The organism is Lachnoclostridium sp. An169 (genome assembly GCF_002160525.1).
Classification (GTDB): domain Bacteria; phylum Bacillota; class Clostridia; order Lachnospirales; family Lachnospiraceae; genus Mediterraneibacter; species Mediterraneibacter cottocaccae.
The window spans coordinates 14,288-40,866 of sequence record NZ_NFKT01000037.1 but is presented as its reverse complement, the minus strand read 5'-3'; the positions used below and the strand labels follow the sequence as shown (position 1 = coordinate 40,866).

Annotated in this window: 18 protein-coding genes and 2 tRNA genes; 14 read left to right on the top strand and 6 right to left on the bottom strand. The window is 51.4% G+C overall.

Annotated features, from left to right (window positions below; genetic code table 11):
• Positions 1 to 204: 204 nt before the first annotated feature.
• The 3 genes from B5F07_RS19095 to B5F07_RS19085 all read right to left on the bottom strand — a co-directional run bounded on the left by B5F07_RS19095 (position 205) and on the right by B5F07_RS19085 (position 5,773).
• Positions 205 to 3,444 carry an alpha-mannosidase gene (locus B5F07_RS19095; protein WP_330397895.1) on the bottom strand — a complete coding sequence of 1,080 codons (3,240 nt, stop codon included), beginning with the start codon at positions 3,442 to 3,444 and terminating at the stop codon, positions 205 to 207.
• An 80-nt stretch (positions 3,445 to 3,524) separates the two neighbouring features.
• A complete protein-coding gene (locus B5F07_RS19090) occupies positions 3,525 to 4,529 on the bottom strand; it encodes a uroporphyrinogen decarboxylase family protein (RefSeq protein WP_087162801.1) in 1,005 nt (334 codons plus the stop codon).
• Positions 4,530 to 4,759: 230 nt separating this feature from the next.
• Positions 4,760 to 5,773: a uroporphyrinogen decarboxylase family protein gene (locus tag B5F07_RS19085; RefSeq protein ID WP_087162804.1), complete on the bottom strand. Its 1,014-nt coding sequence runs from the start codon at positions 5,771 to 5,773 to the stop codon at positions 4,760 to 4,762.
• Between the two features lie 374 nt (positions 5,774 to 6,147).
• On the opposite strand from B5F07_RS19085, the gene treP reads away from it, so the two are divergent.
• On the top strand, positions 6,148 to 8,172 hold the full coding sequence (gene treP / locus B5F07_RS19080; RefSeq protein WP_087162800.1) for a PTS system trehalose-specific EIIBC component: 2,025 nt from the start codon (positions 6,148 to 6,150) through the stop codon (positions 8,170 to 8,172).
• 35 nt (positions 8,173 to 8,207) lie between these two features.
• Complete coding sequence (gene treC, locus B5F07_RS19075; RefSeq protein ID WP_087162799.1) at positions 8,208 to 9,869, top strand: alpha,alpha-phosphotrehalase; 1,662 nt, start codon at positions 8,208 to 8,210, stop codon at positions 9,867 to 9,869.
• Between the two features lie 165 nt (positions 9,870 to 10,034).
• On the opposite strand, the gene B5F07_RS19070 is transcribed toward treC, so the two are convergent.
• Positions 10,035 to 11,357, bottom strand: a complete 1,323-nt coding sequence (locus B5F07_RS19070) for an RNA-binding domain-containing protein (RefSeq protein WP_087162798.1) — start codon at positions 11,355 to 11,357, stop codon at positions 10,035 to 10,037.
• 512 nt (positions 11,358 to 11,869) lie between these two features.
• Between B5F07_RS19070 and trpE the strand changes: the two genes are divergently transcribed.
• From trpE to B5F07_RS19005, 12 genes are all read left to right on the top strand, one after another.
• Entirely contained in the window at positions 11,870 to 13,336 is a 1,467-nt protein-coding gene (gene trpE / locus B5F07_RS19060; RefSeq protein ID WP_087162797.1) for an anthranilate synthase component I, read from the top strand.
• The gene (locus tag B5F07_RS19055) at positions 13,333 to 13,917 is read left to right on the top strand and encodes an anthranilate synthase component II (RefSeq protein ID WP_087162796.1); all 585 of its coding nucleotides are present in this window, start codon (positions 13,333 to 13,335) and stop codon (positions 13,915 to 13,917) included. The genes trpE and B5F07_RS19055 overlap by 4 nt, the downstream gene beginning before the upstream one ends.
• Positions 13,918 to 14,014: 97 nt before the next feature.
• A complete protein-coding gene (gene trpD / locus B5F07_RS19050) occupies positions 14,015 to 15,040 on the top strand; it encodes an anthranilate phosphoribosyltransferase (RefSeq protein ID WP_087162795.1) in 1,026 nt (341 codons plus the stop codon).
• A 44-nt stretch (positions 15,041 to 15,084) separates the two neighbouring features.
• Positions 15,085 to 15,870 (top strand): indole-3-glycerol phosphate synthase TrpC, encoded by a 786-nt coding sequence (gene trpC / locus B5F07_RS19045; RefSeq protein WP_087162794.1) that lies wholly within the window; start codon positions 15,085 to 15,087, stop codon positions 15,868 to 15,870.
• A 5-nt stretch (positions 15,871 to 15,875) separates the two neighbouring features.
• Positions 15,876 to 16,595: a phosphoribosylanthranilate isomerase gene (locus B5F07_RS19040; RefSeq protein ID WP_087162803.1), complete on the top strand. Its 720-nt coding sequence runs from the start codon at positions 15,876 to 15,878 to the stop codon at positions 16,593 to 16,595.
• Complete coding sequence (gene trpB / locus B5F07_RS19035) at positions 16,592 to 17,782, top strand: tryptophan synthase subunit beta (RefSeq protein ID WP_087162793.1); 1,191 nt, start codon at positions 16,592 to 16,594, stop codon at positions 17,780 to 17,782. Before B5F07_RS19040 ends, trpB begins: the two co-directional genes overlap by 4 nt.
• Positions 17,775 to 18,548, top strand: a complete 774-nt coding sequence (gene trpA, locus B5F07_RS19030) for a tryptophan synthase subunit alpha (protein WP_087162792.1) — start codon at positions 17,775 to 17,777, stop codon at positions 18,546 to 18,548. Before trpB ends, trpA begins: the two co-directional genes overlap by 8 nt.
• 184 nt (positions 18,549 to 18,732) lie before the next feature.
• Positions 18,733 to 18,804 (top strand) — tRNA-Glu (locus tag B5F07_RS19025).
• Between the two features lie 50 nt (positions 18,805 to 18,854).
• Positions 18,855 to 18,926, top strand: a tRNA-Cys gene (locus tag B5F07_RS19020).
• A gap of 244 nt (positions 18,927 to 19,170) precedes the next feature.
• Entirely contained in the window at positions 19,171 to 19,833 is a 663-nt protein-coding gene (locus B5F07_RS19015; RefSeq protein ID WP_087162791.1) for a TetR/AcrR family transcriptional regulator, read from the top strand.
• 23 nt (positions 19,834 to 19,856) lie between these two features.
• The gene (locus tag B5F07_RS19010) at positions 19,857 to 21,215 is read left to right on the top strand and encodes an MFS transporter (RefSeq protein ID WP_087162790.1); all 1,359 of its coding nucleotides are present in this window, start codon (positions 19,857 to 19,859) and stop codon (positions 21,213 to 21,215) included.
• A gap of 11 nt (positions 21,216 to 21,226) precedes the next feature.
• Positions 21,227 to 22,207: an alpha/beta hydrolase gene (locus B5F07_RS19005; RefSeq protein ID WP_087162802.1), complete on the top strand. Its 981-nt coding sequence runs from the start codon at positions 21,227 to 21,229 to the stop codon at positions 22,205 to 22,207.
• A gap of 107 nt (positions 22,208 to 22,314) precedes the next feature.
• On the opposite strand, the gene B5F07_RS19000 is transcribed toward B5F07_RS19005, so the two are convergent.
• Both B5F07_RS19000 and B5F07_RS18995 read right to left on the bottom strand, forming a co-directional pair.
• Positions 22,315 to 24,849: a glycoside hydrolase family 3 protein gene (locus B5F07_RS19000; RefSeq protein ID WP_087162789.1), complete on the bottom strand. Its 2,535-nt coding sequence runs from the start codon at positions 24,847 to 24,849 to the stop codon at positions 22,315 to 22,317.
• 26 nt (positions 24,850 to 24,875) lie between these two features.
• Positions 24,876 to 26,579: an AAA family ATPase gene (locus tag B5F07_RS18995; protein WP_087162788.1), complete on the bottom strand. Its 1,704-nt coding sequence runs from the start codon at positions 26,577 to 26,579 to the stop codon at positions 24,876 to 24,878.

Here is a 26,579-nt window from a genome sequence, read left to right as displayed (position 1 = left end):
CGAATTAACCTCCGCCCTGTCCCTTTTTGCAGACAGCCCTGTCCCCTTTTGAAAAATGCACAAATCACCCAGGTAATTAATGGCAACTTTATTATTCGTTTTAGTGAATATGCACATGGGGGACACAGTAAATCTCAAAAAGGGACGGGGCGATATAGCAGTTGGGGACGTAGTAAAATTGAATTTTACTACGTCCCCAACTGCTTAAATTTCTACCAGCACCGTCTTTATCTCATACGCTCCGACTTCCATCCTGATCTCTTTTTCTTCGCTCCACTCTCCAATCCTTCTTTCCATCAGATCGCCTTCCGCCCAGGAAGCGAACTCAAATCCCATCCGCAGTGTCACCTTCTGCCTGCTGCCCGCATATTCGTGGAAACGTACCACCAGATATTTCCCGTCTTCCGACTTCTTCACCGCATCCAGTTCCACCTGATCGTTATCGAATGTCAGGAAGCTTCTAAACGGAAGCACCGCCTTCCCCGGGACAGCCTGCAGCGGCTCATTTACATCGAAAGCTTCCTGTACGGTTCTTCCCTCCACGAAATCTCCGGCATGCGGAAGCAGAGAATAAGTAAACTCATGCATCCCCTGATCCTGCAGGTAATCCGGCTGAATCGCGCTTTTTATCAGGGTGATCCGCATCACATTATCTTTGATATCATGTCCGTATTTACAGTCATTTAAAATGCTTACACCGTAATTTCTCTCCGACAGATCCGCCCAGCGGTGTGCAACGGTCTCGAACTTTGCCTGATCCCAGCTGGTATTCCAGTTATTCGGGCGTCTGACATTGCCGTACTGCACATCATATGTGGCATATGTGGAACGGATATTCACCGGGAAGGCGGCTTTTAAGAGCTGCTGCCGCTCGTGGAAATCCACTCTTGTCCGGAAATCAATCCTCCTGCTGCTGCCATAGAGAATCATGTCCTGTTCAATTCTGGAATTCATGTATTTCCATTCCAGGTGAACCTTCATCTGCAGGCTGCCCTCGCTGCTCACCTCGAATTTTGTCAGCTCCGTAATCTCCCGCATCTTATCCTGATAGAAAATATCTATATCCCAGGCGTCGAAATCAAGCGGCTTGTCCTCAAACATCTGAAATACATTTGCCCTGGCGCCCTCCGGGATCACTTCCCTGTCAAATGTCCGGTCATACAGCCTTGTGATCTGTCCGCATTCATTCAGGCTGATCTCATAAACCGGAGTCGCAATCTTCCATCCGGACACTTCAAACGCCGGCTCTGCGCTCACTGCTCCGAATATATCTGCACCGACCGCCTCAACCGTCTCATATCCCATTCCCGGCACATCCCGCACTTCCACGTAAATGCCGTCGCCTTCCTTCTGCCACCGCAGTACATTTCCGCTGCCGTCCCGGTACGCTTTTGCCCCGGTATCGGGCAGGCGCACCAGACCGGTTCTCGCCCATGTGGAATCATTGAACACAGTCCAGACATTTTCCTGTTTTTCCAACACCGCATCATAGAAATCCTCCTGTACCTCTGCGGCTGTACGCTCGATCCGTTCATAATCTTTTCGGCTGTCCTCGTATACGTCGTGGACAGACGATCCCGGAATAATATCGTGGAACTGGTTTGTCAGAAGCAGTTTCCAACCCTTTGTCAGCTTCTCCTGCTCCGCCTTCGCCAGCTTTCCGTCCGCTCGGCGCACATCCTCTGCCATATTCTCTGCCTGACTGTTCCCTGCCGCGTCTTCCGCCGTAAAACCGTCCTCTTCCGACCCTCCCTGCGCTAGCGCGCCCATGACGGTCATCCACTCCGCCCTGCGGTAGAGCATCTCCATCCTGCGGTTCATCTTCTTGTTATAAGCATGACTGGTATAGGTTCCCCGGTGGTATTCCAGATACAGCTCCCCGTCCCACGTATGGACATATCTTCCGCTGTTCTCCACGTTCTCATGTAGCTTCCGGAAATATTCTCCGGCTCTCAACGGTTTCACAGACGGCAGCCCGGGTATCCGGTCGATCCTTCTCCGGTTCTCAAGCATGTCGCGGGTCACGCCTCCCCCGCCGTCACCATATCCATAAGCCATCAGAAGATCTCTGTTAATCTCCTTATCCCGGTATGCATCCCAGGTTCCCTTTACAACTCCGGGAAGGACATTACCGCTGTAGGTATAATGGCAGACACGCTCCTCATTTCCCGGCTCCGGATTCCACTCCTCCGGCACAGTAAGGAAATGTGTCAGTACCTCGCTGCCGTCAATTCCTCTCCACATAAACGTGTCGTGGGGCATCCGGTTGTACTGGCTCCAGCTTATCTTAATTGTCATAAATGTATGGATTCCCGCTTTTTTCAAGATCTGGGGCAAAGCCCAGGAATATCCGAACACATCCGGAAGCCATAAGAACTCCGGCTCGTGTCCGAACTCCTCCCGGAAAAACCGGCTTCCTAGGAGAATCTGTCTTGTCAGTGACTCTCCGCCTGTCAGGTTGCAGTCAGCCTCCACCCACATGACGCCGTCCGTCTCCCATCTTCCCTCTGCCGCTCTCTTTTTGATCTGCTCATAGAGTTCCGGAAACTCTTCCTTTACATATTCATAGAGCTGGGGCTGCGACTGGAGGAAAATGTATTCTGGAAACAGCTCCATCAGGCGCAGGACTGTGGCAAATGAGCGGGCTCCTTTTCCTTTCGTATGTTTCAGCCTCCAGAGCCATGCCATATCGATATGCGTATGTCCCACACACCAGACAGTTACATCGCTGTGTTTTCCCATGGAGTCAATCCGCTCATTTAACATCCGGTCTGCCCGGTATACCGACTCATAGAACCCCCCGCTTCCCGGATAAGCCCAGTCAATCAGCTTCAGCGACTCGTCAAGAGCCACTCGAAGTGCAGTTCTCACCGGATTGTGCTCATCCAGGCACTCCACTGTCTTCAGCACCATGGACGCCATATAATACAGATCGTCCGTCTTTTCATCAAGCCATGCCAGTTTCGCACACGCCAGACGGAACTCCTGCACTGTCGGAGGACCGGACTCCTCCACCCCGGACCAGAGACGAAGCGTCACATCCGCCGTGGTTCCGCACAGACTGTCGCTTAAGAAAACCTCTCTGTGATTCTCATCTACCCCCTGATAAATGCTGCCGTTCAGATAGAACATGAGCTCAAACCGTCCCATATTCGCCCGGCTCACTCTCCCGGCGTCAAGAAGGGCCACGATCTTCCTGCCCTTCCACGACTCAGGAATCTCAAGATCTTTATGCATCCACAGATACTGATCGCGCCCGGACCAGTAATCTCCCACTTTCATGGTTTCCCATCCGTCAAATTCCCGCGGCACCTCCGGATTGATCAGACCGCTTGTATCTTCAGATACGGAAAATTTCTCCAGATCGATACATTCCCGATATCTGTACTGTTCCAGTTCCTTGATCCTCCTGCCGTTTTTCTCATTTATAAAAAACATGTCCATATGTAATTCCTCGCTCCTGTGCGAAATATAATAATGTCAAATATATCTTTCTGATTTCCACCTGCAATTTCTTCTTAGTTTTATTCCTTCTCCGGATACACTCCGTATTTTCTCCACAGTTCCACCATCTTCTCATAACGAGCCAGAGGCATTCCCGTGTAGACACAGTTTGAAGTAGAGAAAATATATCCCTTTCCCCCTGCCATGCCTTCCCGCAGTGACCGCATAATATCCTGCTCACATTCCTCATCCGTCCCGGTCTGAAGCAGACCGCAGTTTACATTTCCGATGAGGGCAATCCTGTCCCCCACAATCTCCCGGACCTTCGGAAGCTCCACGCCGCCCTGGGGATCCAGGGAATGGATTGCATGGGGACCGCAGTCCGCCATCTGTTTGAGGATCGGCATTATATTTCCATCCGTATGTTTGATCACGTAGTATCCCAGCTTCCGGTACTCAGAAATAATTTCCTTCAGAAACGGCACGATCAGCTCGTCAAACATCTCACAGTTAAAGAACGGATTTACATTGAAACAATAATCCGAACAAAGTGTGAAGCCATCCAGAAGATGCCCGTGGCTGTCAAAATACTCCGCCATCTTTTCATGCTCTTCCACCCGTCTCTTTGAAATCTCGTTGAGCTCTTCCGGCTCCTCATACATCTTTGCGGCAAACTCCATCATATCGTCCCCGGTCGGAATCGCCCAGGTCGGGTCGCCGTGGATCATCAGATAATACTCGTCCCCTGACTTCTCCCGGATCGTCTCCAGAAGCCACTGCATATGATCCAGCGCCCTCACGGGAGTCTGGACAAAGATGGCGCTGTGATCATAGGCTTTTGCCGTATCGATATAAAGCTGTGCCATATCTTCAATATGTAATTTTTTCTCCTCGTAGCTCATCTGGTTCCACTGCTCGTAATTTCTGTGGTTCGGATGCACTTTCCCGAACTTTTCCATGGTCAGGAAATACACCAGTTCAAAATGGGGCACCCTGCCCCCGATATCCTCACAGAGCAGCGTCCGGATAAACCGCTCCCTTTCTGTCATCCTCTTTTCCGTCTTTCCATTCATTTCTCCTGCCATTTCTTTCTCCTTCCTGCCTTTCCTTTATTCCAGGTTGCTTTTCATACCCACGCCATCCCCCAGGCTGTACTGCCCCATGTTGTCACAAAGATCCGTAGTGGAGCGCCGGTTCTTGGACCGCGTCTTTTGCGGTCCTATGTACCGCTGCGCTTCACTCCCGAGCGAAAGCGTGGCCACCGGGGCAACATGGGGCAGTACAGCCGGATGACTGGCGGACGTGTGAAAAGTAACTATTTCAGCACCTCATCCCATGCCCGGAACACTTCATACACGTTTTCCGGATTTGCGCCCGGTCCGAACTCGCACTGGGCAACACACCCGCCGTCTCTCCACAGCGTCTCTTTCACTTTCTTTACAGCCTCAAAAATATCCTGCCGAGTTCCTTCTACCAGAAGATGTTGGCGGTCAATCTCTCCCCAGAACGTCATCTTTCCCGCATACGGCTCCAGTTTCTCAACGCCAATGCAGAAGATCTGGGCGTTCAGCGCATCCAGTCCCAGATCGATCAGTTCCGGGATAATCTGCAGTGTATTTCCGTCCGAGTGCATGAACATCGCCTTGTTGTGCCGTTTTGCTATGTCAATATAGTCTTTGTACATCGGCCTGAAGATCTTCTTCCACATCTCCGGGTTGATCAGAAGCGTATTCTGGCTGCCCCAGTCATCCATGATCCGCAGAGCATCAACATCTGTCTTTCCCCATTCCTCCAGAAGTTCGCAGTAAAATGCATGCATCTTCCCCAGAAATTTCTCCATGTTCTCCGGCATATCCATAAGATCCATATACAGGTTCTCCGTGCCGCGGATAAACTGCAGCTGCTCAAACGGTCTCGGACACACGCCGGAAAATACATACTTGTCCGTACTGCGGCAGAACGCATTTACCGCATCTCTGTCAAAGGTAAGCTGTTCCACCGGAATGTGAGCCGCCTCTACATCTTCCCAGTCCTCTCCTTTTATAATCGGTTCTTTTACCTCCCCGATAATCCCCGGGTGAATATTCTGGAAAATGCAGCCCCACTGGTCCCTGTAGGTTCCCGGTGTATACGGATCGCCCTCCTCAACAGTTCTGGTTCCCAGAAGCTCCGGCGCACACACAAAGTCACTCTCATACTCTCTCTGGATCTTATGCAGCATCTCCCCGTGGTTCATCTCCGCCCAGGGCAGCGTCCACAGATCCCTGGGCGCCCTGCCGTCCCTGTTTTCAAAATTCAGTGTTCTTTTTACAAGTTCTCTCGATGTCATTGTTCTCCTGACCTCCCTGCCTGTTCGTCTGATTTTCTGGTTCCCCTGTTCCGGCTCCATTATTCCGGAAAAACAGTTCTGCCTTTCTGCTATTGTATAAACTGCCCGCCGCATTCTCAACTACGAAATCTGATGATTACTCCCAAAATTAACAGCTCTCCCCATACTGCAGAATTCGAATTTTCAGAATCACTCTGAAAACACTTTTTATTTCCCAGAGACTTTAATTTCTAAAAAAGTTTCCCCATAATTTCAATTTTACAATTGACATGTTTAAACAAGCATGTTATATTCAAGTTGTTCAAACAAGTTTAGGTTTAAAATACTTGTTTCCGGAAAAAATATCTGAATCAGAGTAAGAAAGGAAGAGAACGATGGGAAAGTATGAAAATGATGTAAAAAGCCTGCTTCGTCTCGTTGGCGGGAAAGAGAACATCCAGGCAGTCTCCCACTGCATGACAAGAATGCGTTTTGTTCTTGTTGATCCGAAAAAAGCAGATGAAAAGGCAATCGAGGAACTGCCGAGCGTAAAGGGAACATTTACCCAGGCAGGCCAGTACCAGGTCATCATCGGCAACGATGTGTCTGTATTTTACAATGAATTTACCGCCTACGCCGGAATCGAGGGCGTGAGCAAGGATGCGGTGAAAGCGGCGGCAAAGACGAATCAGAATCCGCTACAGAAAATTATGGGCGCCCTGGGCGAAATCTTCGCACCGCTGATCCCTGCCCTGATCTGCGGCGGTCTTGTCCTCGGCTTCCGCAACGTCATCGGCGAGATCAACTTCTTTAACAACGGAACCCAGAGCCTTGCAGATATCTCCCAGTTCTGGGAAGGCACCTACAATTTTCTCTGGCTGATCGGTGAAGCGGTCTTCCACCTGCTGCCCGTCGGTATCGTATGGTCCATCACAAAGAAAATGGGAACCACACAGATCCTCGGTATCATCCTCGGACTGACCCTCGTCTCCTCACAGCTGCTCAACGGCTTCAGCGTTTCCAGCACTCCGGCTGACGAGATTCCGGTGTGGGATTTCGGATTTGCAAAAGTGGAAATGATCGGCTACCAGGGACAGGTCATCGCCGCCATGATGGCAGGTTTCGTCCTCGTCTATCTGGAAAAATTCTTTAAGAAAATATGTCCGGAAGTCATCAGCATGATCGTCGTTCCGTTCTGCTCCCTCGTTCCGGCAATTATCATCGCACACACCATCGTAGGCCCGATCGGCTGGGCAATCGGAGACGCTATCGGAAATGTTGTATACACCGGACTGACTTCCAACTTCCGCTTCCTCTTTGCTGCTGTCTTCGGACTGCTGTATGCGCCCCTTGTCATGACCGGTCTGCACCACATGACAAACGCCATCGACTCACAGCTGCTGGCGATCCCGCCGAAGACTACAATCCTCTGGCCCATGATCGCACTTTCCAACATCGCACAGGGCTCCAGTGTCCTCGCAATGAGCGTTCTCCAGAAGAAAAACGAGCGAGCACAGCAGGTCAATGTTCCCGCTTGTATCTCCTGTTACCTGGGCGTTACGGAACCGGCACTGTTCGGTGTAAACCTGAAATATGTGTTCCCGCTTGTGTGCGGTATGATCGGCTCCTGCTGCGCGGCCATGATCTCTGTAGGATGCGGCGTACAGGCGCTCAGCATCGGTGTCGGCGGTCTTCCGGGCATCCTCTCCATCAAGGCAGAGTACTACCTGTACTTCCTTATTGCCATGGCAGTTGCGATTGTAATACCGTTTACCCTGACATTCATTGTAGGTAGAATCAAACTTTCCAAAGAAGACAGATTCGGTAAGGAAACAGCAGGCGCAGAAAACGCAGCGGATACAGCTGCAGATACAACAGAGAGCACCGCAAATACAGCAGGAAACGCTGCAGACAGCACAGCGGTTTCCGACACAGCAAATGCGGCAGACAGCGCAGCAGATGACGTAAAAGAACTGAAATCCATCCTCGACGGAAAGGTAATGCCGATCGAGGAGGCGCCGGATGATGTGTTCTCCCAGAAGATCATGGGTGACGGACTTGCCATCGAACCGTCAGGCACAGTTGTAACCGCTCCGGCAGACTGCGATGTGTCCATCGTCATGGCAGATACAGGGCATGCATGCGGTCTCACCCTGGCAAACGGTCTGGAACTGCTCATTCATGTAGGTGTGGACACCGTGGACATGGGCGGCGACGGGTTCAAACTGCTCGTCAAAGAAGGCGATCATGTGAAATGCGGGGATCCGCTGATCGAGTTTGATCCGGAGAAAATCAAAGCGGCGGGACATCCGTGCACGACAATGCTGATCGTGACAGGAGAAGGCAGCGCGGCGAACATCACCATGCACTCCGGCATGGAGGCAAAAGCAGGCGTAACCCCGGTAATCACCTGGGAATAAAGCACGGCAATAACAAGGAAAGGGTTGGGAATATTATGAAGAGAGATTTCAGAAAAAGCACCGTATACCAGATTTACCCGAAGTCATTCTGCGACACCAACGGCGACGGGCTCGGAGATCTTCGCGGCGTAATCAATAAACTTGACTATATTAAAGAACTGGGCGTGGATTATATCTGGCTCACACCGTTTTTCGTATCTCCCCAGAACGACAACGGTTACGATGTGGAGGACTATTATAATATCGATCCCCGCTACGGAACGATGGCTGACGTGGAAGAGCTGATCGCGGAAGCAGACAAACGCGGGATCCGCCTCATGTTCGACATGGTGTTCAACCACGTCTCCACCAACCACGAGTGGTTTCAGAAAGCCATGGCAGGCGACCCTTACTACAAAGATTTCTTCTTCTTCCGCAAGGGGAAAACGGACGGAAGCGCTCCCACTAACTGGGAGAGCAAGTTCGGCGGAAGCGCCTGGGAATATGTGGAGAAATTCGATGAATACTATCTTCACCTCTTTGACGTGACCCAGGCGGACCTGAACTGGGACAATGAAAATGTCAGAAAAGAAGTACAGAAAATCCTCCGCTTCTGGATGGACAAAGGTGTGAAAGGATTCCGCTTCGACGTGATCAATCTGATCAGCAAGGAAGCCTTTGAGGATGATACGGCGGGAGACGGACGCAGGTTCTATACAGACGGTCCAAACATCCACAAATACTTAAAAGAGCTCAATGAAGCCACCTTCGGAACAGACGCGGAGATCGTCACCGTCGGCGAGATGTCCAGCACATCCATTGAGAACTGCTACCAGTACGCGGGCAGAGACACCCATGAACTCTCCATGGTGTTCAGTTTCCATCACCTGAAAGTGGACTTTATGGGAAATGAAAAGTGGGTGCTTGTCCCTGTTGACTTCGGCAAACTCAAACACATCATGTTCGAGTGGCAGACGAAAATGGCGGAGCACAATGCCTGGAACGCCGTATTCTGGTGCAACCACGACCAGCCCCGCCCGGTATCCCGTTTCGGCGATGAGGGAAAATACTGGAAAGAATCCGCAAAGATGCTGGGAACCATCGTTCACTGCCTGCGCGGCACCCCCTATGTATACCAGGGCGAAGAGATCGGTATGACCAACACAGACTTCACTGATATCAGCCAGTTCCGCGACGTGGAAAGTCTGAACTATTACCAGATTCTCCAGGACAAAGGGCTGTCCGCTTCCGACGCCCTCCGGATCGTGCAGATCCACTCCCGTGACAACGGGCGTACTCCGATGCAGTGGGATGCTTCCGAATACGCCGGATTTACCGCAGCTGACGGCACAGAGCCGTGGATCGGCGTGAACAGCAACCACATAAGAGTCAACGCAGCGGAACAGCTCTCTGACCCGGATTCCATTTTCCACTATTACCGGAAGCTCATCGCACTGAGAAAAGAACTCGATGTCATCGCTTACGGCGGCATCACTCCTCTCGCAGAGAAAGATCCCTGTGTCTTCGCCTATGAAAGAGAGTACGACGGACATAAGCTGATCGTAGCATGCAACTTCTACGGAAAAGATTACGAGTGGAAAGGCGCTCCGGATGTAAGCGGATATAAGCGCGTGATCGGAAACTATTCTGCTGAGACCACACCGGAAAACGGCGTGTGGAAAATGAGACCGTACGAAGCGGCAGTATGGTATAGGTAAAGGCTGGTATAGTTACTTTTTATACCGGCGGCCATCGTCCGGCTGTCCTGCCCCGTGACAACACGGAGCAGGACAGCCTGGTTATTGACGTGGGCGTAAAAATGACATAATACGAATATAAAAGAATCCCGACATTTATCTGCAGGCATCTTCTGAATCATCCTCTTATTTCTTAAAATATCTTTTTGTTTTCCCACGTCCTGTTATTCCGATCAATCCCGCATCCGCAAGCTGCTTCATGATCACATATGCTCTTGTTTCCCTGATATTTAACAATTCCCGTACCTCTTCAGAACTCATTTCCGAATGTTCAGAAAGATATTCCAGAATCATCTCCTGCTGTTTTGAAATTTTCACAGAATTTTCAGCCTTCTCTGATCTTTCTTCCGTTTCAGTAATTTCTTCACCGGCAGTATTCATGTTAGGAAGTACGATCCTGAAAGAATTCTGTGTAATCATGAGTTCCGGATGCCTGCGGCAGTTTTTATACAAGGAATATATCCTTCTTATGCCGGTTCCATATGCTTCTATAAAGCGGAGCCTGTGAAAAATTTCGGAGAGTTTTGGATTTCTTGACAAAGAAATTCCGTTACGAATGTCCTCCTGAGAAATTCCCGGCATCAGCCCTCCAATGGATACAACTTCCAGTTCTTTTCTGTTTATATTGATGATAATGCTGCCGCTGTAACTGTAATCGCGATGAATCAGTGCATTCAACAGGGCTTCTCTTAGAGCTGCTTCCGGGTAATCCCAATGATCTTCCCGCTCGAGCCCGCTGATTACCGCGTGATTCTGATTACATAACCTAAGATATTCATAAGCTTCCTCCAACTGTTTAAAAACAGACCCTGAAAATTCTTTTTTGTCTTGAAAAACAGTATTATCCTCATCAGAAAAGACTGCAATCTTCACAGTATGATAACACTGATCAGAAATAATCAGCCCAAGATTTGTATATAAGTCTGACTCAGGATTTTTTATCCCAAGCCGGAAATACTTTTTCTCAGAGAAATCTATTCCGTTTTTCTCAAAAACATCTTTTGCCTGCTCAAAGGTAAGTTCCTGCTCCACAGAACGAAAAGTTTCAAATTCATCACCATCTGTTGTTTTAATCATCTGTCGAATCTGTTCAGGCGATGCCGGAACTGATGATGCTCCCTGCCGGACATATACTCCGGAGGGTTTCAGTCCTTTTCCTTTCAGATAATACGGTTTACAGGACCCCTCTGCGATTTCTATACGGATAATTCTGTCATTTGCCAGTGTATATTTCACGAACATCGTTACATCCGGAAGAATCCCATCCCGAATTCCGTTTGTAATACGTGTATAGATATCATCAATATTTTCAAGTCCTGTCGGATTTCCTTCATCATTTACTCCGATGTATATAATACCGCCTTCTGTATTGGCAAATGCAATAACTTCTTTATAAATCTCAGGGGTGAACGTTTCTTTATACTCTATTTTTTCACTTTCATACTGCATGAGCAGCCCTCCTATGTGTGTTTTTTACATTATAAAATGAATTTTCACTCTTGTCGAGTGAAAAAAGTGAAAATTCACATTTTTCACAATTTTTTCATTGACATCCTCCCCTTATCGTGCTATCCTTAACAACATCAAACCGATGAGGCGGAGATAACGGCGATGATGCCTTTACAGAGAGTCCGGGATGCTGAGAACCGGATGAGAAACAAGTCGTCAAATGGACCGCTGAGGGTGCAGTCAAATGCGCAGGGTTCCCGGGAGAGTTCCTGTTACTCTCACCTGGAAAAGTCCTCGCAGAGTATTCTGCAACGTGCAGGCATACGTTAGTTGCCGGGGATATGATGGTATCCTGACAAGTGCATGACGTCATTGTCATGAATCAAGGTGGCACCGCGGATAAAGCGTTTTTATTCGTCCTTGACAGAAGATATCTTTCTGTCAGGGGCGTTTTTTTATTTCCATCATCTCCCTGCACGAAAGACAGACAAAATGTAGTAAGGAGGTATCTTATGAAATTTCTACCTGACATCGACACGGTCAGAGAGATCGCCCGCAGCGGAGAGTACCGCACTCTTCCGGTGAGCTGCGAGATCCTCGCCGACGGATGTACGACCATCGAAGCACTCCGTATCCTGAAAAATGTCTCCACCCACTGCTATATACTGGAGTCCGTCACAGAGCGGGAAAAGTGGGGACGTTATACCTTCCTGGGCTATGACCCGAAGCTCGAGATCACCTGTCTGGACGGCGAGATGAAGGCCGGAAGCATTACATTTCACACAGACGATCCTTCCACTTTCATCCGGCAGATTCTCTCGGAGCACAAAAGCCCCCGCTTCGACTACCTGCCGCCCTTCACGGGAGGGCTCGTAGGTTACTTCTCCTATGATTATCTGGGCTACAGCGAACCGTCCGTGCGCATGAAAGTACAGGACGAGGAATCCTTCCGGGATGTGGACCTGATGCTCTTTGACAAAGTGATCGCCTTTGACAGCGTCCGCCAGAAGATCATCCTTATCGCAAACATGTCCCTGGATGACCCGGAAACCAACTACAACAAGGCAGTTCTTGAGCTCCGGCAGATGCGCAGCCTGCTCCGCACCGGAGAAAAGAAGCAGGAACAGCCGGGACATCTGCTCGGCGAAGTCACTCCCCTCTTTGACCGGGAAACCTACTGCAGCATGGTAGAGCAGGCGAAGAGCCACATCCGGGAGGGAGACATTTTCCAGATCGTGCTCTCCAACCGGCTTTCCGCTCCTTTCGAGGGAAGTCTGCTGAACACCTACCGAGTCCTCCGGACGCTGAACCCGTCCCCCTACATGTTCTACTTCTCCGGAACCGATGTGGAGGTGGCAGGAGCCTCGCCGGAGACACTGGTAAAACTGGAAAACGGTGTGCTCCATACCTTTCCCCTCGCCGGAACCCGTCCGAGAGGGCGCACGGAGGAAGAGGATCTGGCACTGGAGAAGGAACTCCTGGCGGACGAAAAAGAACTCGCCGAACACAACATGCTCGTGGACCTTGGACACAATGACCTGGGAAAGATCAGCCGCTTCGGCAGCGTGAAAGTGGAAAACTTCCACACCATCGAGCGCTACTCCCACGTTATGCATATCGGCTCAACTGTAAGGGGTGAGATCCGGGATGACTGCGACGCCCTGGATGCGGTGGAAGCAGTCCTTCCCGCCGGAACCCTCTCCGGCGCCCCGAAGATCCGTGCCTGCCAGCTCATCGGAGAACTGGAGAACAATAAACGCGGCATTTACGGCGGGGCGATCGGCTACATTGACTTCACCGGAAATATGGACACCTGCATCGCTATCCGTATCGCATACAGGAAAAACGGAAAGGTATTCGTCCGCAGCGGAGCCGGGATCGTCGCCGACTCGGTTCCGGAAAAGGAATACGAGGAATGTATCAACAAGGCAAAGGCAGTCGTCACTGCCCTGAAACTTGCAGAGGAGGTGGACCTGTGATCTTACTGATTGACAATTACGACAGCTTTTCCTACAACCTGTATCAGCTCATCGGTGAGATAAATCCCGATATTAAGGTGATCCGAAACGACGAAATGTCCGTAGATGAGATTCGGAAACTCGCCCCGGAACGGATCATCCTCTCCCCGGGTCCCGGCCGCCCGGAGGACGCCGGCATCATCGTGGAAGCCGCCCGGGAACTGGGACCGGAGATCCCGCTTCTGGGCGTCTGTCTCGGGCATCAGGCAATCTGCACCGCATTCGGCGCCGACGTCACTTACGCCAGAGAACTGATGCACGGCAGGCAGTCTGTGGCACAGCTTGACCGGAATACTCCTCTGTTCGACGGACTGCCGGAAGAGATTCCCGTTGCCCGCTACCACTCCCTCGCCGCCGACGCGCAGACGATCCCGGAGTGCCTGAAAATCACTGCCGTCACAGCCGACGGGGAAGTGATGGCCGTTCAGCACGAGACGTTTCCCATATACGGCGTACAGTTTCACCCCGAATCGATCCTGACCCCGGACGGACGGAAGATCCTGGAGAATTTCCTCTCCGCGAAATGCGGAAGCGCCGGATAAGCACGCGGAGGGAACCGGCGCATTTTAAAAAATTTTATAAAAAGCAATCTCAACATATACTGCATATTACAGATTTTACAGAAAAGGAGCCAGCACCATGATCAAAGAAGCAATCGTAAAAATCGTAAACAAAGAAGACTTAACCTATGATGAAGCCTACGCCGTCATGAATGAAATCATGAGCGGAGAGACCACTCCCACCCAGAACGCAGCCTTCCTGGCAGCACTCTCCACCAAGAGCGCCCGTGCGGAAACCACAGACGAGATCGCCGGATGCGCCAATGCCATGCGGGATCATGCAGTGAAAGTCGAGACCGGGATGGACGTATTCGAGATCGTCGGCACAGGCGGGGACAATGCACACAGCTTCAATATTTCCACCACCTCCGCCCTTGTGGCTGCCGCAGGAGGCATGAAAGTTGCCAAACACGGCAACCGCGCCGCTTCCTCCCAGTGCGGTACTGCGGACTGCCTGGAAGCCCTGGGCGTAAATATCCGCCAGAGCCCGACCCGGTGTGTAGAGCTTTTAAACGAGGTAGGCATGTGCTTCTTCTTCGCCCAGGAATACCACACCTCCATGAAATATGTGGGAGCCATCCGCAAAGAGTTGGGATTCCGCACCGTGTTCAACATCCTCGGTCCCCTCACCAATCCGGGAGCACCGGCCATGCAACTCCTGGGCGTCTACGACGACTATCTGGTGGAACCTCTGGCACAGGTGCTCATCAGCCTGGGTGTGAAACGCGGCATGGTCGTCTACGGGCAGGATAAACTGGACGAAATTTCCATGAGTGCGCCTACGACAGTCTGCGAATTCAAAGACGGATGGTTCAAATCCTATGTGATCCAACCGGAAGATTTCGGATTTGAGCGCTGTACAAAGGAAGACCTGAAAGGCGGTACGCCTGAGGAAAATGCACAGATCACGATCTCTGTTCTCAAAGGAGAAAAGGGTCCCCGCCGGAACGCGGTTCTCATGAACGCAGGTGCTTCCCTCTACATTGGCGGGAAGGCGGAGAGCATGAAAGACGGTATTGCCCTCGCCGCAGAACTCATCGACTCCGGGAAGGCATATGAGACGCTGCGGAAACTCATCGAAGTAAGCAACCGCCCGGAAGAATAGAGCAGCGGAATAAAACAGAGGAATAGAACGGAGGAGTAAAACATATGAAGACCATCCTTGACCAGCTCGCAGAACACGCCCGCGAGCGCACCGAACAGGCGAAAATAAAGCTTTCCCTTCACGATATAAAAGCTCAGGCACTGGCACTGCCCGGAGGGAATTTTGCCTTTGAAAATGCCCTGAAGGGACCGGACATCTCCTTCATCTGCGAGTGCAAAAAAGCTTCTCCCTCAAAAGGGCTGATCGCCCCCGACTTCCCTTATGTGGAAATCGCCAGGGAATACAAGGCGGCAGGAGCAGACTGCATTTCTGTCCTCACGGAACCGAAATGGTTTCTCGGGAAAGACAGTTACCTGAAAAAAATCGCAGAAGCTGTCTCCATCCCCTGCCTGAGAAAAGACTTTACCGTGGATGAGTACATGATCTATGAGGCTGCTCTCCTGGGCGCCTCTGCCGTTCTGCTGATCTGCTCCATCCTCACGGAAGAACAGCTTGCAGAATATATCGGCATCTGCGATGACCTCGGGCTTTCCGCCCTGGTGGAAGCCCACGACGAAGAGGAGATCGGCGCCGCACTCCGCGCAGGCGCACGGGTCATCGGGGTAAATAACCGGAATCTGAAAGATTTCTCCGTGGACACAGAAAACAGCCGGAAGCTCCGCTCACTTATCCCGGCGGATGTTCTCTTCGTCTCGGAGAGCGGGGTTCGCACTGCCGGGGACGTGGCACAGCTGCGGGAGATCGGCGCTGACGCAGTCCTGATCGGCGAAACACTCATGCGGGCGCCGGACAAAAAGGCAAAACTTGCGGAACTGAGAGGGAAAATATGAACAGCATGACAAAGATCAAGCTCTGCGGACTGATGACAGCAGCCGACATCCTCACAGCCAACGAGCTGATGCCGGACTACATCGGCTTCGTCTTTGCCCCGAAAAGCCGGCGGTATGTTGTCCCCGGGCAGGCAGAAAGGCTGAAGGGACTGCTGGATCCCCGCATCCGGGCAGTCGGTGTTTTCGTAAATGAAGCGCCGGAACGAATCGCGGAACTTCTTGAAGAAGGAATCATTGATATCGCCCAGCTTCACGGAAGCGAGACTCCGGAGTATGTCAGGGTGCTCCGGGCGCTGACAGACCGGCCCCTGATCCAGGCATTCCGGGCGGATTCTCCTGCTGATCCGTCCGCTGATTCTCCGCTGTCCTCTGCTGCAGAATCCTTCTCCTCGGAGTCCTCCGCTAAAGAATCCTCCGCCGCTGAATCCTCCGCTGCAGAAACCTCCGCCGCTGAATCCTCCGCCGCGGACTACATTCTCCTTGACTCCGGCAGCGGCGGAACGGGAGAGACATTCGACTGGGAGCGGATCCGGCATATCCGACGCCCCTATTTTCTCGCCGGAGGGCTCACCCCGGACAACGCCGCCGAAGCAGTCCATCTGCTGCATCCCTACGCAGTGGACGTAAGCTCCGGCATCGAAACAGACGGACATAAGGACCGTGACAAAATGATAAAATTCGTTCACGCCGTAAGAGAGGCGTGCAGAAAGGAAGATGAACAATGACAAATCCAAAAGGACGTTTCGGCATCCATGGCGGCCAGTACATTCCGGAAACACTGATGAACGCCGTCATCGAACTGGAACAGGCGTATGACCACTATAAAAACGACCCGGATTTCAACCGGGAACTCAACTATCTTCTCAATGAATATGCGGGAAGACCTTCCAGACTTTACTATGCGGAAAAGATGACAAAGGACCTGGGCGGCGCGAAGATCTATCTGAAACGGGAGGATCTCAACCACACCGGCGCCCACAAGATCAACAATGTCCTCGGGCAGGCGCTTCTGGCAAAAAAGATGGGCAAGACCCGCCTCATCGCAGAGACCGGCGCCGGGCAGCACGGTGTTGCCACTGCCACAGCCGCCGCCCTGATGGGTATGGAGTGCGTTGTCTTCATGGGCGAGGAAGATACGATCCGCCAGGCGCTCAACGTTTACCGCATGAGGCTCCTGGGCGCGGAAGTGATTCCTGTCACATCCGGAACCGCCACATTAAAAGACGCGGTATCCGAGGCCATGCGCGAATGGACGTCCCGGATTGACGACACCCACTACTGCCTCGGCTCCGTCATGGGTCCCCATCCGTTTCCTACCATTGTGCGGGATTTCCAGGCGGTTATCTCCAAAGAGATCAAAGTGCAGATCATGGAGAAGGAGGGGCGGCTCCCGGATGCCGTGATCGCCTGCGTGGGCGGCGGTTCCAACGCCATCGGAAGCTTCTATCATTTCATCGAAGACAAAGAAGTACGGCTGATCGGATGCGAAGCAGCGGGACGGGGCATCGACACCTTTGAGACTGCCGCCACGGTAAACACCGGGAGAGTAGGCATTTTCCACGGCATGAAGTCCTACTTCTGCCAGGATGAGTACGGTCAGATCGCCCCGGTCTACTCCATTTCCGCAGGGCTTGACTATCCTGGCGTCGGCCCGGAGCACGCATGGCTCCACGACACCGGCCGGGCAGAATATGTCCCCGTTACCGACGACGAAGCGGTAAACGCCTTCGAGTACCTGGCGCGCACCGAAGGGATCATCCCCGCCATCGAGTCCGCCCACGCGGTTGCATACGCCATGAAGGCAGCTCCTCAGATGAGAAAAGACCAGATCATCGTTATCACGATTTCCGGCAGAGGCGACAAGGACTGCGCCGCCATTGCCCGCTACAGAGGGGAGGATATCCATGAGTAATATCAGAAACGCATTTGAAAATAAAAAGGCATTTATTGCATTTGTCACCTGCGGAGATCCGGATCTTGAGACCACCGGAGCCGTCGTCCGCGCAGCCGTGGAGAACGGGGCTGACCTGATCGAGCTGGGCATCCCCTTCTCCGATCCCACCGCGGAAGGTCCGGTAATCCAGGGGGCGAATATCCGCGCCCTGAAAGGGGGCGTCACCACAGATAAAATTTTCGACTTTGTCCGGGAACTGCGCCGGGATGTAACCGTCCCCATGGTGTTCATGACCTATGCAAACGTGGTATTTTCCTACGGAGCGGAACGCTTCATCTCCACCTGCCGGGACATCGGCATGGACGGACTGATCCTGCCCGATATTCCCTATGAGGAGAAAGAAGAATTTCTCCCGATCTGCAGGAAATACGGTGTGGATCTGATATCCATGATCGCGCCGACCTCGGAAAACCGCATCGCCATGATTGCAAAGGAGGCGGAAGGATTCCTGTACATCGTCTCGAGCCTTGGCGTCACCGGAGCCCGAAGCGAGATCACCACAGACCTTTCTTCCATTATAAATGTTGTCCGCCAGAATACGGATATTCCCTGCGCTATCGGTTTCGGCATCTCAACGCCGGAACAGGCGGGGAAAATGGCAGAACTTGCAGACGGAGTTATCGTCGGTTCCGCCATTGTGAAAATTATCGGGGAGCACGGGAAAGAGGCAGCACCCTATGTGGGAGAATATGTGAAAAAGATGACGGATGGGATGAGAAAATAAGCGCTGACCAGCCTGTGGCTTAAGCCACCATACCAAAAACGGAATAGAAAATCCCGAAGGTGTGCAGACCTTCGGGATTTTCGGTTCGGGATTTTCGTTTTGTGTTTTTCAAAAAAACCCTTGCATTTCCCCTCATCTTATGCTATGATAGACACCGGTCGCTGCGGAAGCAGTGTCATCCTATGGCCCCGTGGTCAAGCGGTTAAGACATCGCCCTTTCACGGCGGTAACACGGGTTCGATTCCCGTCGGGGTCACTTGAACACAGTAAGGCGAACAAAAGACGGTCGCTAAGTGCTCATAGCTAGGCGCAGTAGCCAAGTGGTAAGGCGTGGGTCTGCAACACCCTGATTCACCGGTTCAAATCCGGTCTGCGCCTCTTGTCAAAATAAGGAGAAACGTTGAAAAATCAGCGTTTCTCCTTATTTTTTTCCTTTTTTCGCCTGTATGCACATCTCAGGATACGGAACCGGCTCCATTGCTGTTCTTTATAGTTGTACAATAATGTTTCTGCAGCAGGCAATCTGAAGAAAGATGCATAAAATCGTTGACACAGAACGAGAAGAGATGTACAATATATACAAAACTGGTAGTAATACTACCATAAAGAAGAAGGAGGAACTATGAGCGGATCAATTACCCGGGAGCGACAGCGCGCCTGCCGTTCAGAACAGATCCTTGCTGCGGCCCTTGATCTTTTCTGCAAACGCACCATAGAAGATGTCTCGATCGAAGAGGTGGCAAAACATGCCGGAACAGGTCCGACAACTGTCTACCGTTATTTTTCCACTAAAGCTGAGCTTGCCGTCAGCAGCGCGGTTTTTTATTGGAAAACAATCTCCGGAAAATACGTAAAAAAGCTGGATTCTCCGACATATCGGGAAGCAGACGGCAGGGCGCAGATGGAGCAGATCATGGATATTTTTCAGGAGCTGTTTGAAACGGAATTTTCATTTCTGAAGTTTCTTTATGAATTTGACTCATTTATTATGAAATATCATATTCCATGGGATCGGCTGGAGGAGTACGAAGCTCAAATTCTGGATCTGAAGCAATATGTGACCCGGGCGTTGGAAAAGGGACTGGCAGATGGAAGCCTTTGCTTTTCATGGTCTGTAGACGAAACGTATTTTACACTGACTCACATCATGCTGAGTCTGATGCAGAAGCTGGCGGCCGGCGGCCGGCTGCTCCCTTCTGATGAGAGGGTCTCTCTTTTCCGGCAGGTAAAGATCGCCGGGGAACTCCTGATCCTGGGACTGTCGAACACACAGAGGCAAAGCTGACGGTAAATGAAGGAGGAAGGAAAATGAAGAAACTTACAACAGGAAAAATCTGGCAATTTGCAGCGGGCCAGTTCGGATGGGCGCTCCTGTCCGGTCTTATTTCCAACTGGCTGGTATACTTCTATCAGCCCGATGAGGTGGCAGTCAGCCAGGGGCAGACCGTATTTGTTCCTCAGGGTCTGGTGATCTTCGGAGTATTCACTGTGATCGGCGGCATTACAGCTTTCGGACGTATATTTGATGCCGTCACAGATCCGATGGTAGCTTCCTGGTCAGACCGTTGCAGAGCAAAAGAAGGCCGGAGAATTCCTTTTCTTAAGTGGGCTTCATTTCCCCTTGCGCTTTCTACCGTGCTGGTGTTCTGGTCTCCGGTAAACGGTCTGAGCCGGATCAATGGGGTCTTTCTCTTTGTAATGGTTCTTGTCTATTATTTTTCGATCACAGCCTACTGCACGCCGTATAATGCCCTGATCCCGGAACTGGGACATACGCAGAAAGAGAGGCTTGACATTTCCACAGTCATCTCATTTACCTTTATCGCCGGAACAGCGGTGGCTTACCTGGCGCCTGTGCTCTGGGGATTTCTGATCCCCGCCCTTGGGAGGGTAAACGCGATCCGTACTACGTTTGCCGTGATGGCGGTCATTGCATTTATCTGTATGCAGATTCCGGTATGGACAATCCGCGAAAAGGATTATGTAAATGCCGCGCCCACAGGGGACAGTGCTCTCCGGTCGCTTGCCGCCACGTTCCGGAACAGGGAATTCTGCAAGTTTGTGGGATCGGATATTATGTACTGGATCGGACTGACGATGTTCCAGACCGGACTTCCTTTTTTTGTCACAAGCCTTCTGAAGCTGCCGGAGTCCATGACCACACTTTACTTCGTAAGCATGACAGCGCTCTCTCTGATCTTTTATATACCCATCAACAGGATTGCTCCCCGAACCGGCAAGAAAAAGCTGATTCTCTTTGCATTTGCCGCATTTTCCATCGCATTTCTTTACACAGGCTTTATGGGAAGAATCAGCGTGATTTCGCCGGAGATACAGGGGTGGATCCTTACCGTGGCGGCTTCTCTGCCTATGGCCATCTTCGGCATCCTGCCCCAGTCTGTCATTGCGGATATCGCTGAAGGAGACGCGAACAGGACCGGAAGTAACCGGGAGGGAATGTTTTATGCTGCCAGAACTTTCGCTTTCAAGTTGGGGCAGAGCGTATCCATGCTGATATTTACGGCCGTCTCCACCATCGGCACGGCTACAGGCGCCGGCTATCGGATTGCCGCTTTTGGAGCAGCCGGATTCTGCTTCCTGGGAGGAATCCTGCTGGTCTTCTACAATGAACAGAAAATCAATGCCGGGATCGGATTGAAAGGATGAAAGTCGGATATATGAAAGAAGCGGGTGTAAATAGTTTTATTATAGACGAAAGAAATTATGTCTCCGCAATGGACGAAAAGGTGATCCCGTACCTGACAGAACACCGGAAAGTCTTTTTTCTGGAACGGGAAGCCGGGAAAAAGCTGTACTGTGTCTCCTATCGGGCAGACACACCCCGTGGCGTCATTCTGATCTCGCACGGATTCACGGAGACAGCGGAAAAGTATCTTGAGCCGGTTTATTATTTCTTAAAAATGAATTTTCATGTTTTCTGTGTCGAGCACTGCGGTCACGGGCGCAGCTACCGGCTGGCAGATGATCTTTCCCTTGTACATACGGACAGCTTTGACAGGTATGTAAATGATCTTGTCTATACAGCAGAATTTGCGAAGAGAAAATACCCGGATCTGCCGCTCTTCCTTTATGCACATTCCATGGGCGGAGGGATCGGGGCTGCGGCGGCATCCATATATCCCGGACTGTTCAAAAAAGCAGTCCTGAGTTCTCCCATGATCCGGCCGCTGACCGGAAATATCCCATGGACTGCCGCGCAGATAACCGCCGGCGTATTCTGCATGGCAGGGAAAGAGCGGGATTATGTTATGGGGCAGAAACCTTATGACGGACAGGAGCAGTTTGAAGACAGCGCAGCCACGTCACGGGCAAGATTCGAATACTACCGGAAAAAACGTGACGCGGATCCGCTGTTTCAGATGAATGCAGCCTCCTACGGATGGCTTGTGTCTGCCGGACAATTAAATCATTTTCTGATGCGTAAGAGCTGCCGGACGATTCGGACTCCTCTTCTGATATTTCAGGCAGAAAAGGAAACATTTGTATCCAATAAAGAGACAGAAGCGTTTGCGAAAAAATGCAGTCAAAACACGGCGGTTTCCCTCGTAAAGATTCCCGGGACAAAACATGAAATCTATCAGTCGGGAAATCGGGAACTGGAAGAATACTGGAACCGGATCTGCAGATTTCTTTCCTGATCCTGCTCCCCCTTCCCAAAATGGTTCTGAGTTATGAAAAGACAGGCTGCCGCACGAAGAAGTTTTCATCCCCGTGCGGCAGCCTGCATCTCTTTATCCGCCTGATTTCACCCTTTATTCTCCCTGTTATTCTCCATTTTCTTCCCGTACATTCTCCGGTACGCCTGATAGATCCTGGAGCCTGTAATTCCCCGGATCACGTTGGCGGCACATCTTCTCAATGCTGTCTCGTCCAGCTCACCGGATTTCAGTTTTTTCTTAAGTTCTCTGACGACGCCGCTTCCTCCCGGCATAATCAGATCATTTCCCGCCATGATCGCCTCGCTGTGGCTTCCCAGCCCTTTGCCGGTAGCGGACCAGTCAGTCATCACCACGCCGTCGAAGCCCCACTCATTTCGCAGAACGTCTGTGAGCAGATCATAGCTGTTGTTGACATAGGTGCCGTTTAACTTGTTATAGCTTGTCATCAGCGCCTTCGGTTTTCCTTCTTTCACAGCAATCTCGAAACCTTTCAGATAGATCTCACGGAGCGCTCTCTCATTTACATTGGCGTTCGTGCGGTTGCGGTTGTCCTCCTGGTTGTTGCAGCAGAAATGCTTCACCGTCACATAGCAGCCTCTTCTGGACTGCACGCCCCGGCTCATGGCTGCCGCCATCTTTCCCGTAAGCAGCGGGTCTTCCGAGTAATACTCAAAGTTTCTGCCGCACAGCGGATTCCTGTGGATATTCATGCCCGGCGCCAGCCAGTAAGTAACTCCGTAGGCTTCCATTTCCTTTCCCACAGCTTGTCCGACTCTCTCGATCAGTCCGGTATTCCAGGACTGAGCAAGGGCTGTCCCCACCGGAAATGAAGTGGCAAACTGATAGACACATGGCTGTTTTTCCGGATTTCCAAGCGCCGCCTTTTTGAAAAACTCCGGGAAATATTCCATAACGGAGATCATCGGATCCACCGGTTTGAGCCGTCCGCTTCTTGTCACTGTAGATCTTCTCTGAAGCCGGAGTCCTGCCGGTCCGTCCGCCAGACATACGTTAGGAAGACCCTTACCGATCAGCTCACCGGTCGTATAGCCTGCTGATCCCGGCGCATCGAAAAACCGCGGTCCGTTTCCCATCACACCTGCCCCTGCAACCACACTGCACAGCTCCTCCGGAGTAAGTACATTGAGGACTGCATCCGTCACAGCGGAGGAATACACTTCCGGCGCCTCATACACATGGGAAACTGTCTCAAACTCCGCTGCACTTACTGCGATCCGCTCCAGATCATTATCCTGCTGGTCCGCAGTGTCCGCCGTCATCATGGACTCCTTCTGCGGCGGATCGATCTCTTCCACAAGAGTTTCCGGTCCGTGGATATGCCTGCACTCCTCCGTGACAACCGCATCGTCAAGGACAAGCACTGCTGCCGCCTCGGTATTTCTGGAAGATGTCCCAAGACGCAGGATATAATCGCCTCCATCCAGGACGAACGCCCCGCGCTCCTCCCGGTAAGAAGCCAGCTCTTCCATTTTAAATGTAAGCTTGACGTTCTCACTTTCACCCGGCTTTAATTCTCCGGTCTTTGCAAATGCGACAAGCCTCTGATACTCTTTTGCCATCCCGGTCTGGGGGCAGCTGACGTAGAGCTGAACCGCTTCTTTGCCGGAATAGTATTCTCCGGTATTCGTCACTTTCGCCTCGGCCGTCACTTCTGTTCCCGCTCTGCTGACTCCCATTTGCTCCACAGAAAATGTTGTATAGGAAAGCCCGTAACCGAAGGGATAGCGCGGCTCCACATCATAGCTGTCAAAATAGCGGTACCCCACAAAAACTCCTTCCCGGTAATATTCCTCATCCACATTTCCGTTGAGATAACTGTACTCCGAAGCAAAGGGGATATCCTCGTATTTCACGGGCCATGTGTCCACCGTCTTTGCAGACGGGCAAACTTTTCCGGAAATGATGTCCGCGAACGCCTTTCCGCCTTCCATTCCCTGCTGCGAATAGTAGACCACCGCGCCGATTCCCTGAATCTCATCAAGAAAACTCATATCAAAAACAGATCCTGTATTGATCACAACGATCAGTTTCTCATAGTTGGCAGCACACATGGCAAGATTCATCTTCTCCTCATTCGAAAGGGAATATGCATGCTCGTCCAGTTTCCGGTCCGCCCCTTCTCCCGCCTGGCGGGCGATCACATAGATACACACATCGGTATCCGATTCCTCAACATCTTCTATGGTGACCGGCTGCCCGAAGGGGTACTGATACGGATCACTCATGATATTGACCATGTCCAGTTTCAGCATCCTGCGCTGAAACTCGGCTTTATACTCTTCCAGCCCTTTCCGGTACTCCTCTGCATACGCCTCGATCCAGCGCTTCGTCGTCACGGTATATCCCGCCTCTTCCATACCTTCCAGGATCGAAACTGCATGGCGCTCGTTCACTTCGCCGGAACCGGATCCTCCCTTGATAGTCATGCCCGCGCCCGCTCCGTACAGCGCCACCCTGCCCGGCGCCAGGGGCAGGACTCCGTCATTTTCCAGAAGGACGATTCCCTCCAACGCCGCCTCGTACGCCACCCGGGCATTTTCCGCCTCCAGAGACGTCACCGCATTGGTAAATGCCGTTTTGTTCCTGACTTTCATCTTCATAACTGTTTCCTCCTTACCTTTTTCTTTTATGCTTCCCGTGACTCGATCAGCACTTCTTTCCCTTTAAATGCGAAGCCATATTTCCGGATTCTTTCTTCCGGTATCCCATTCTCGATCAGCTCTCTGGCATAATCTTTCTCTTCGATCTGCCTCAGCGCATTTGCCGCCGTTTCCTCCAGGTTCTTCTCCCGACGGGCGTTAAACACCTTAAATTCTATAATAAACGCATCCAGATCCTCCCGCCGCGGCGTCAGCATCACATCATACCGCCCGAAACCGCTTTCCCGGTTCGAAGTCAGCCGGTATCTGTCCGAAAGATCCACCATCAGGCCGAGAACAAAGCCGTGGTAAAATTTTTCCGGCTCCGTATGCTCTGCATCTCCCGCCGTATCAAAATAGCTGAACGTTCCCCGCGCCACCCGGTTCATGTACTCGTTCATCGCATCCACATCTCCCGCAAGCAGTGCCCGGATAAATTCATTGTAACTGGACGCTGCAGCGGAGAACCAGCCTCTCACCATGTGCCGGAACATTACTTTCACCTCAAAATTCGTCAGCTCCAGTGTATAGATCTGCTTCCACTCCTCATACCCGGACTGGAACACTTCCATCTCCCTGACTTTCAGATACCCGCTGGCAAGCAGAAGACTCCAGATCGCCCTTTCATCCAGGTCAAGCTGATGATAAACGATCTGTTCGTCGATCTCTGTCACCACAGTTCCGCCCTCCAGAAGATTGCGGAAGTCGTCTTTCACTTTTCCGGAACTCTCCCGGATCAGCTTCCCTACCAGGCTGTTGCTGCTCGTATTCGCCCAGTATGGCGCCGTCTTTCTCTCATCCAGAAAATTAATAATCGACCATGGATTATAAATATCTTTCTGCTTTCCGAAAGTAAATCCATCGTACCAGGATTTCACTTCTTCCTTTTTCTCTGTCAGTCCAAATTCCTCCAACGCTTCAAAGACCTCATTCTCCGTAAAACCAAAACATGATTCATACATCTCCGTCGTTGAAATTACAACTTTCAGATTATTCAAGTCCGAAAAAATCGATTCCTTACTCACCCGTGTTATCCCTGTCATCAGCGCCCGTTCCAACCATGGATTTGTCTTGAAGGTATAGTTAAACAGGCTTCTTGTAAACGATACCAACTGTTCCCAGTATCCGTTCACATAAGCCTCCTGCATCGGCGTGTCGTACTCGTCAAGAAGAATCACGGCTTTCTCCCCGTAATATCTGAACAGATAATCGGACAGATTTCTTAAGGACGCCGCTGCCGTACTGTCATCCATATGCGCCGTCACTTCGCTGTAGTATTTCTTCTCCTTTTCATTGAGAAGCTCCCCTTCCGTCAGAAAATCAAACCGGTTGTAAAGCTCCTCGAGCACCCTGCAGATGCTCTCCCGCGCAGACGGATAAGTAGTGTCCTTGATTCCCGCAAATGTCAGGAAGATAACCGGATATTTCCCCTGGAGACCACGGAACTTCTCTTCTTTCCATATTTTCATTCCTTCAAACAGGTCACTGCGCCCCGCATAGTCGACAGAGAAGAACTTTTCCGTCATACTCATGTTCAGCGTCTTTCCAAACCGCCGCGGACGTGTGATCAGCGTCACGATATCTCCTGATTCCCACCATTCCCGGATGAAATCTGTCTTATCAATATAGAAATAGTTGTTCACTCGGACCGTCTCATAATCCTGATGTCCGATTGCCACTGTCCTTGCCAT

What these genes read in the sequence shown, in the direction of transcription:
- B5F07_RS19095 (WP_330397895.1), bottom strand. Translation starts at nt 3,444, where the DNA reads ATGGACATGTTTTTTATAAATGAGAAAAACGGCAGGAGGATCAAGGAA.
- B5F07_RS19090 (WP_087162801.1), bottom strand. Translation starts at nt 4,529, where the DNA reads ATGGCAGGAGAAATGAATGGAAAGACGGAAAAGAGGATGACAGAAAGG.
- B5F07_RS19085 (WP_087162804.1), bottom strand. Translation starts at nt 5,773, where the DNA reads ATGACATCGAGAGAACTTGTAAAAAGAACACTGAATTTTGAAAACAGG.
- treP (WP_087162800.1), top strand. Translation starts at nt 6,148, where the DNA reads ATGGGAAAGTATGAAAATGATGTAAAAAGCCTGCTTCGTCTCGTTGGC.
- treC (WP_087162799.1), top strand. Translation starts at nt 8,208, where the DNA reads ATGAAGAGAGATTTCAGAAAAAGCACCGTATACCAGATTTACCCGAAG.
- B5F07_RS19070 (WP_087162798.1), bottom strand. Translation starts at nt 11,357, where the DNA reads ATGCAGTATGAAAGTGAAAAAATAGAGTATAAAGAAACGTTCACCCCT.
- trpE (WP_087162797.1), top strand. Translation starts at nt 11,870, where the DNA reads ATGAAATTTCTACCTGACATCGACACGGTCAGAGAGATCGCCCGCAGC.
- trpD (WP_087162795.1), top strand. Translation starts at nt 14,015, where the DNA reads ATGATCAAAGAAGCAATCGTAAAAATCGTAAACAAAGAAGACTTAACC.
- trpC (WP_087162794.1), top strand. Translation starts at nt 15,085, where the DNA reads ATGAAGACCATCCTTGACCAGCTCGCAGAACACGCCCGCGAGCGCACC.
- B5F07_RS19040 (WP_087162803.1), top strand. Translation starts at nt 15,876, where the DNA reads ATGACAAAGATCAAGCTCTGCGGACTGATGACAGCAGCCGACATCCTC.
- trpB (WP_087162793.1), top strand. Translation starts at nt 16,592, where the DNA reads ATGACAAATCCAAAAGGACGTTTCGGCATCCATGGCGGCCAGTACATT.
- trpA (WP_087162792.1), top strand. Translation starts at nt 17,775, where the DNA reads ATGAGTAATATCAGAAACGCATTTGAAAATAAAAAGGCATTTATTGCA.
- B5F07_RS19015 (WP_087162791.1), top strand. Translation starts at nt 19,171, where the DNA reads ATGAGCGGATCAATTACCCGGGAGCGACAGCGCGCCTGCCGTTCAGAA.
- B5F07_RS19010 (WP_087162790.1), top strand. Translation starts at nt 19,857, where the DNA reads ATGAAGAAACTTACAACAGGAAAAATCTGGCAATTTGCAGCGGGCCAG.
- B5F07_RS19005 (WP_087162802.1), top strand. Translation starts at nt 21,227, where the DNA reads ATGAAAGAAGCGGGTGTAAATAGTTTTATTATAGACGAAAGAAATTAT.
- B5F07_RS19000 (WP_087162789.1), bottom strand. Translation starts at nt 24,849, where the DNA reads ATGAAGATGAAAGTCAGGAACAAAACGGCATTTACCAATGCGGTGACG.
- B5F07_RS18995 (WP_087162788.1), bottom strand. Translation starts at nt 26,579, where the DNA reads ATGGCAAGGACAGTGGCAATCGGACATCAGGATTATGAGACGGTCCGA.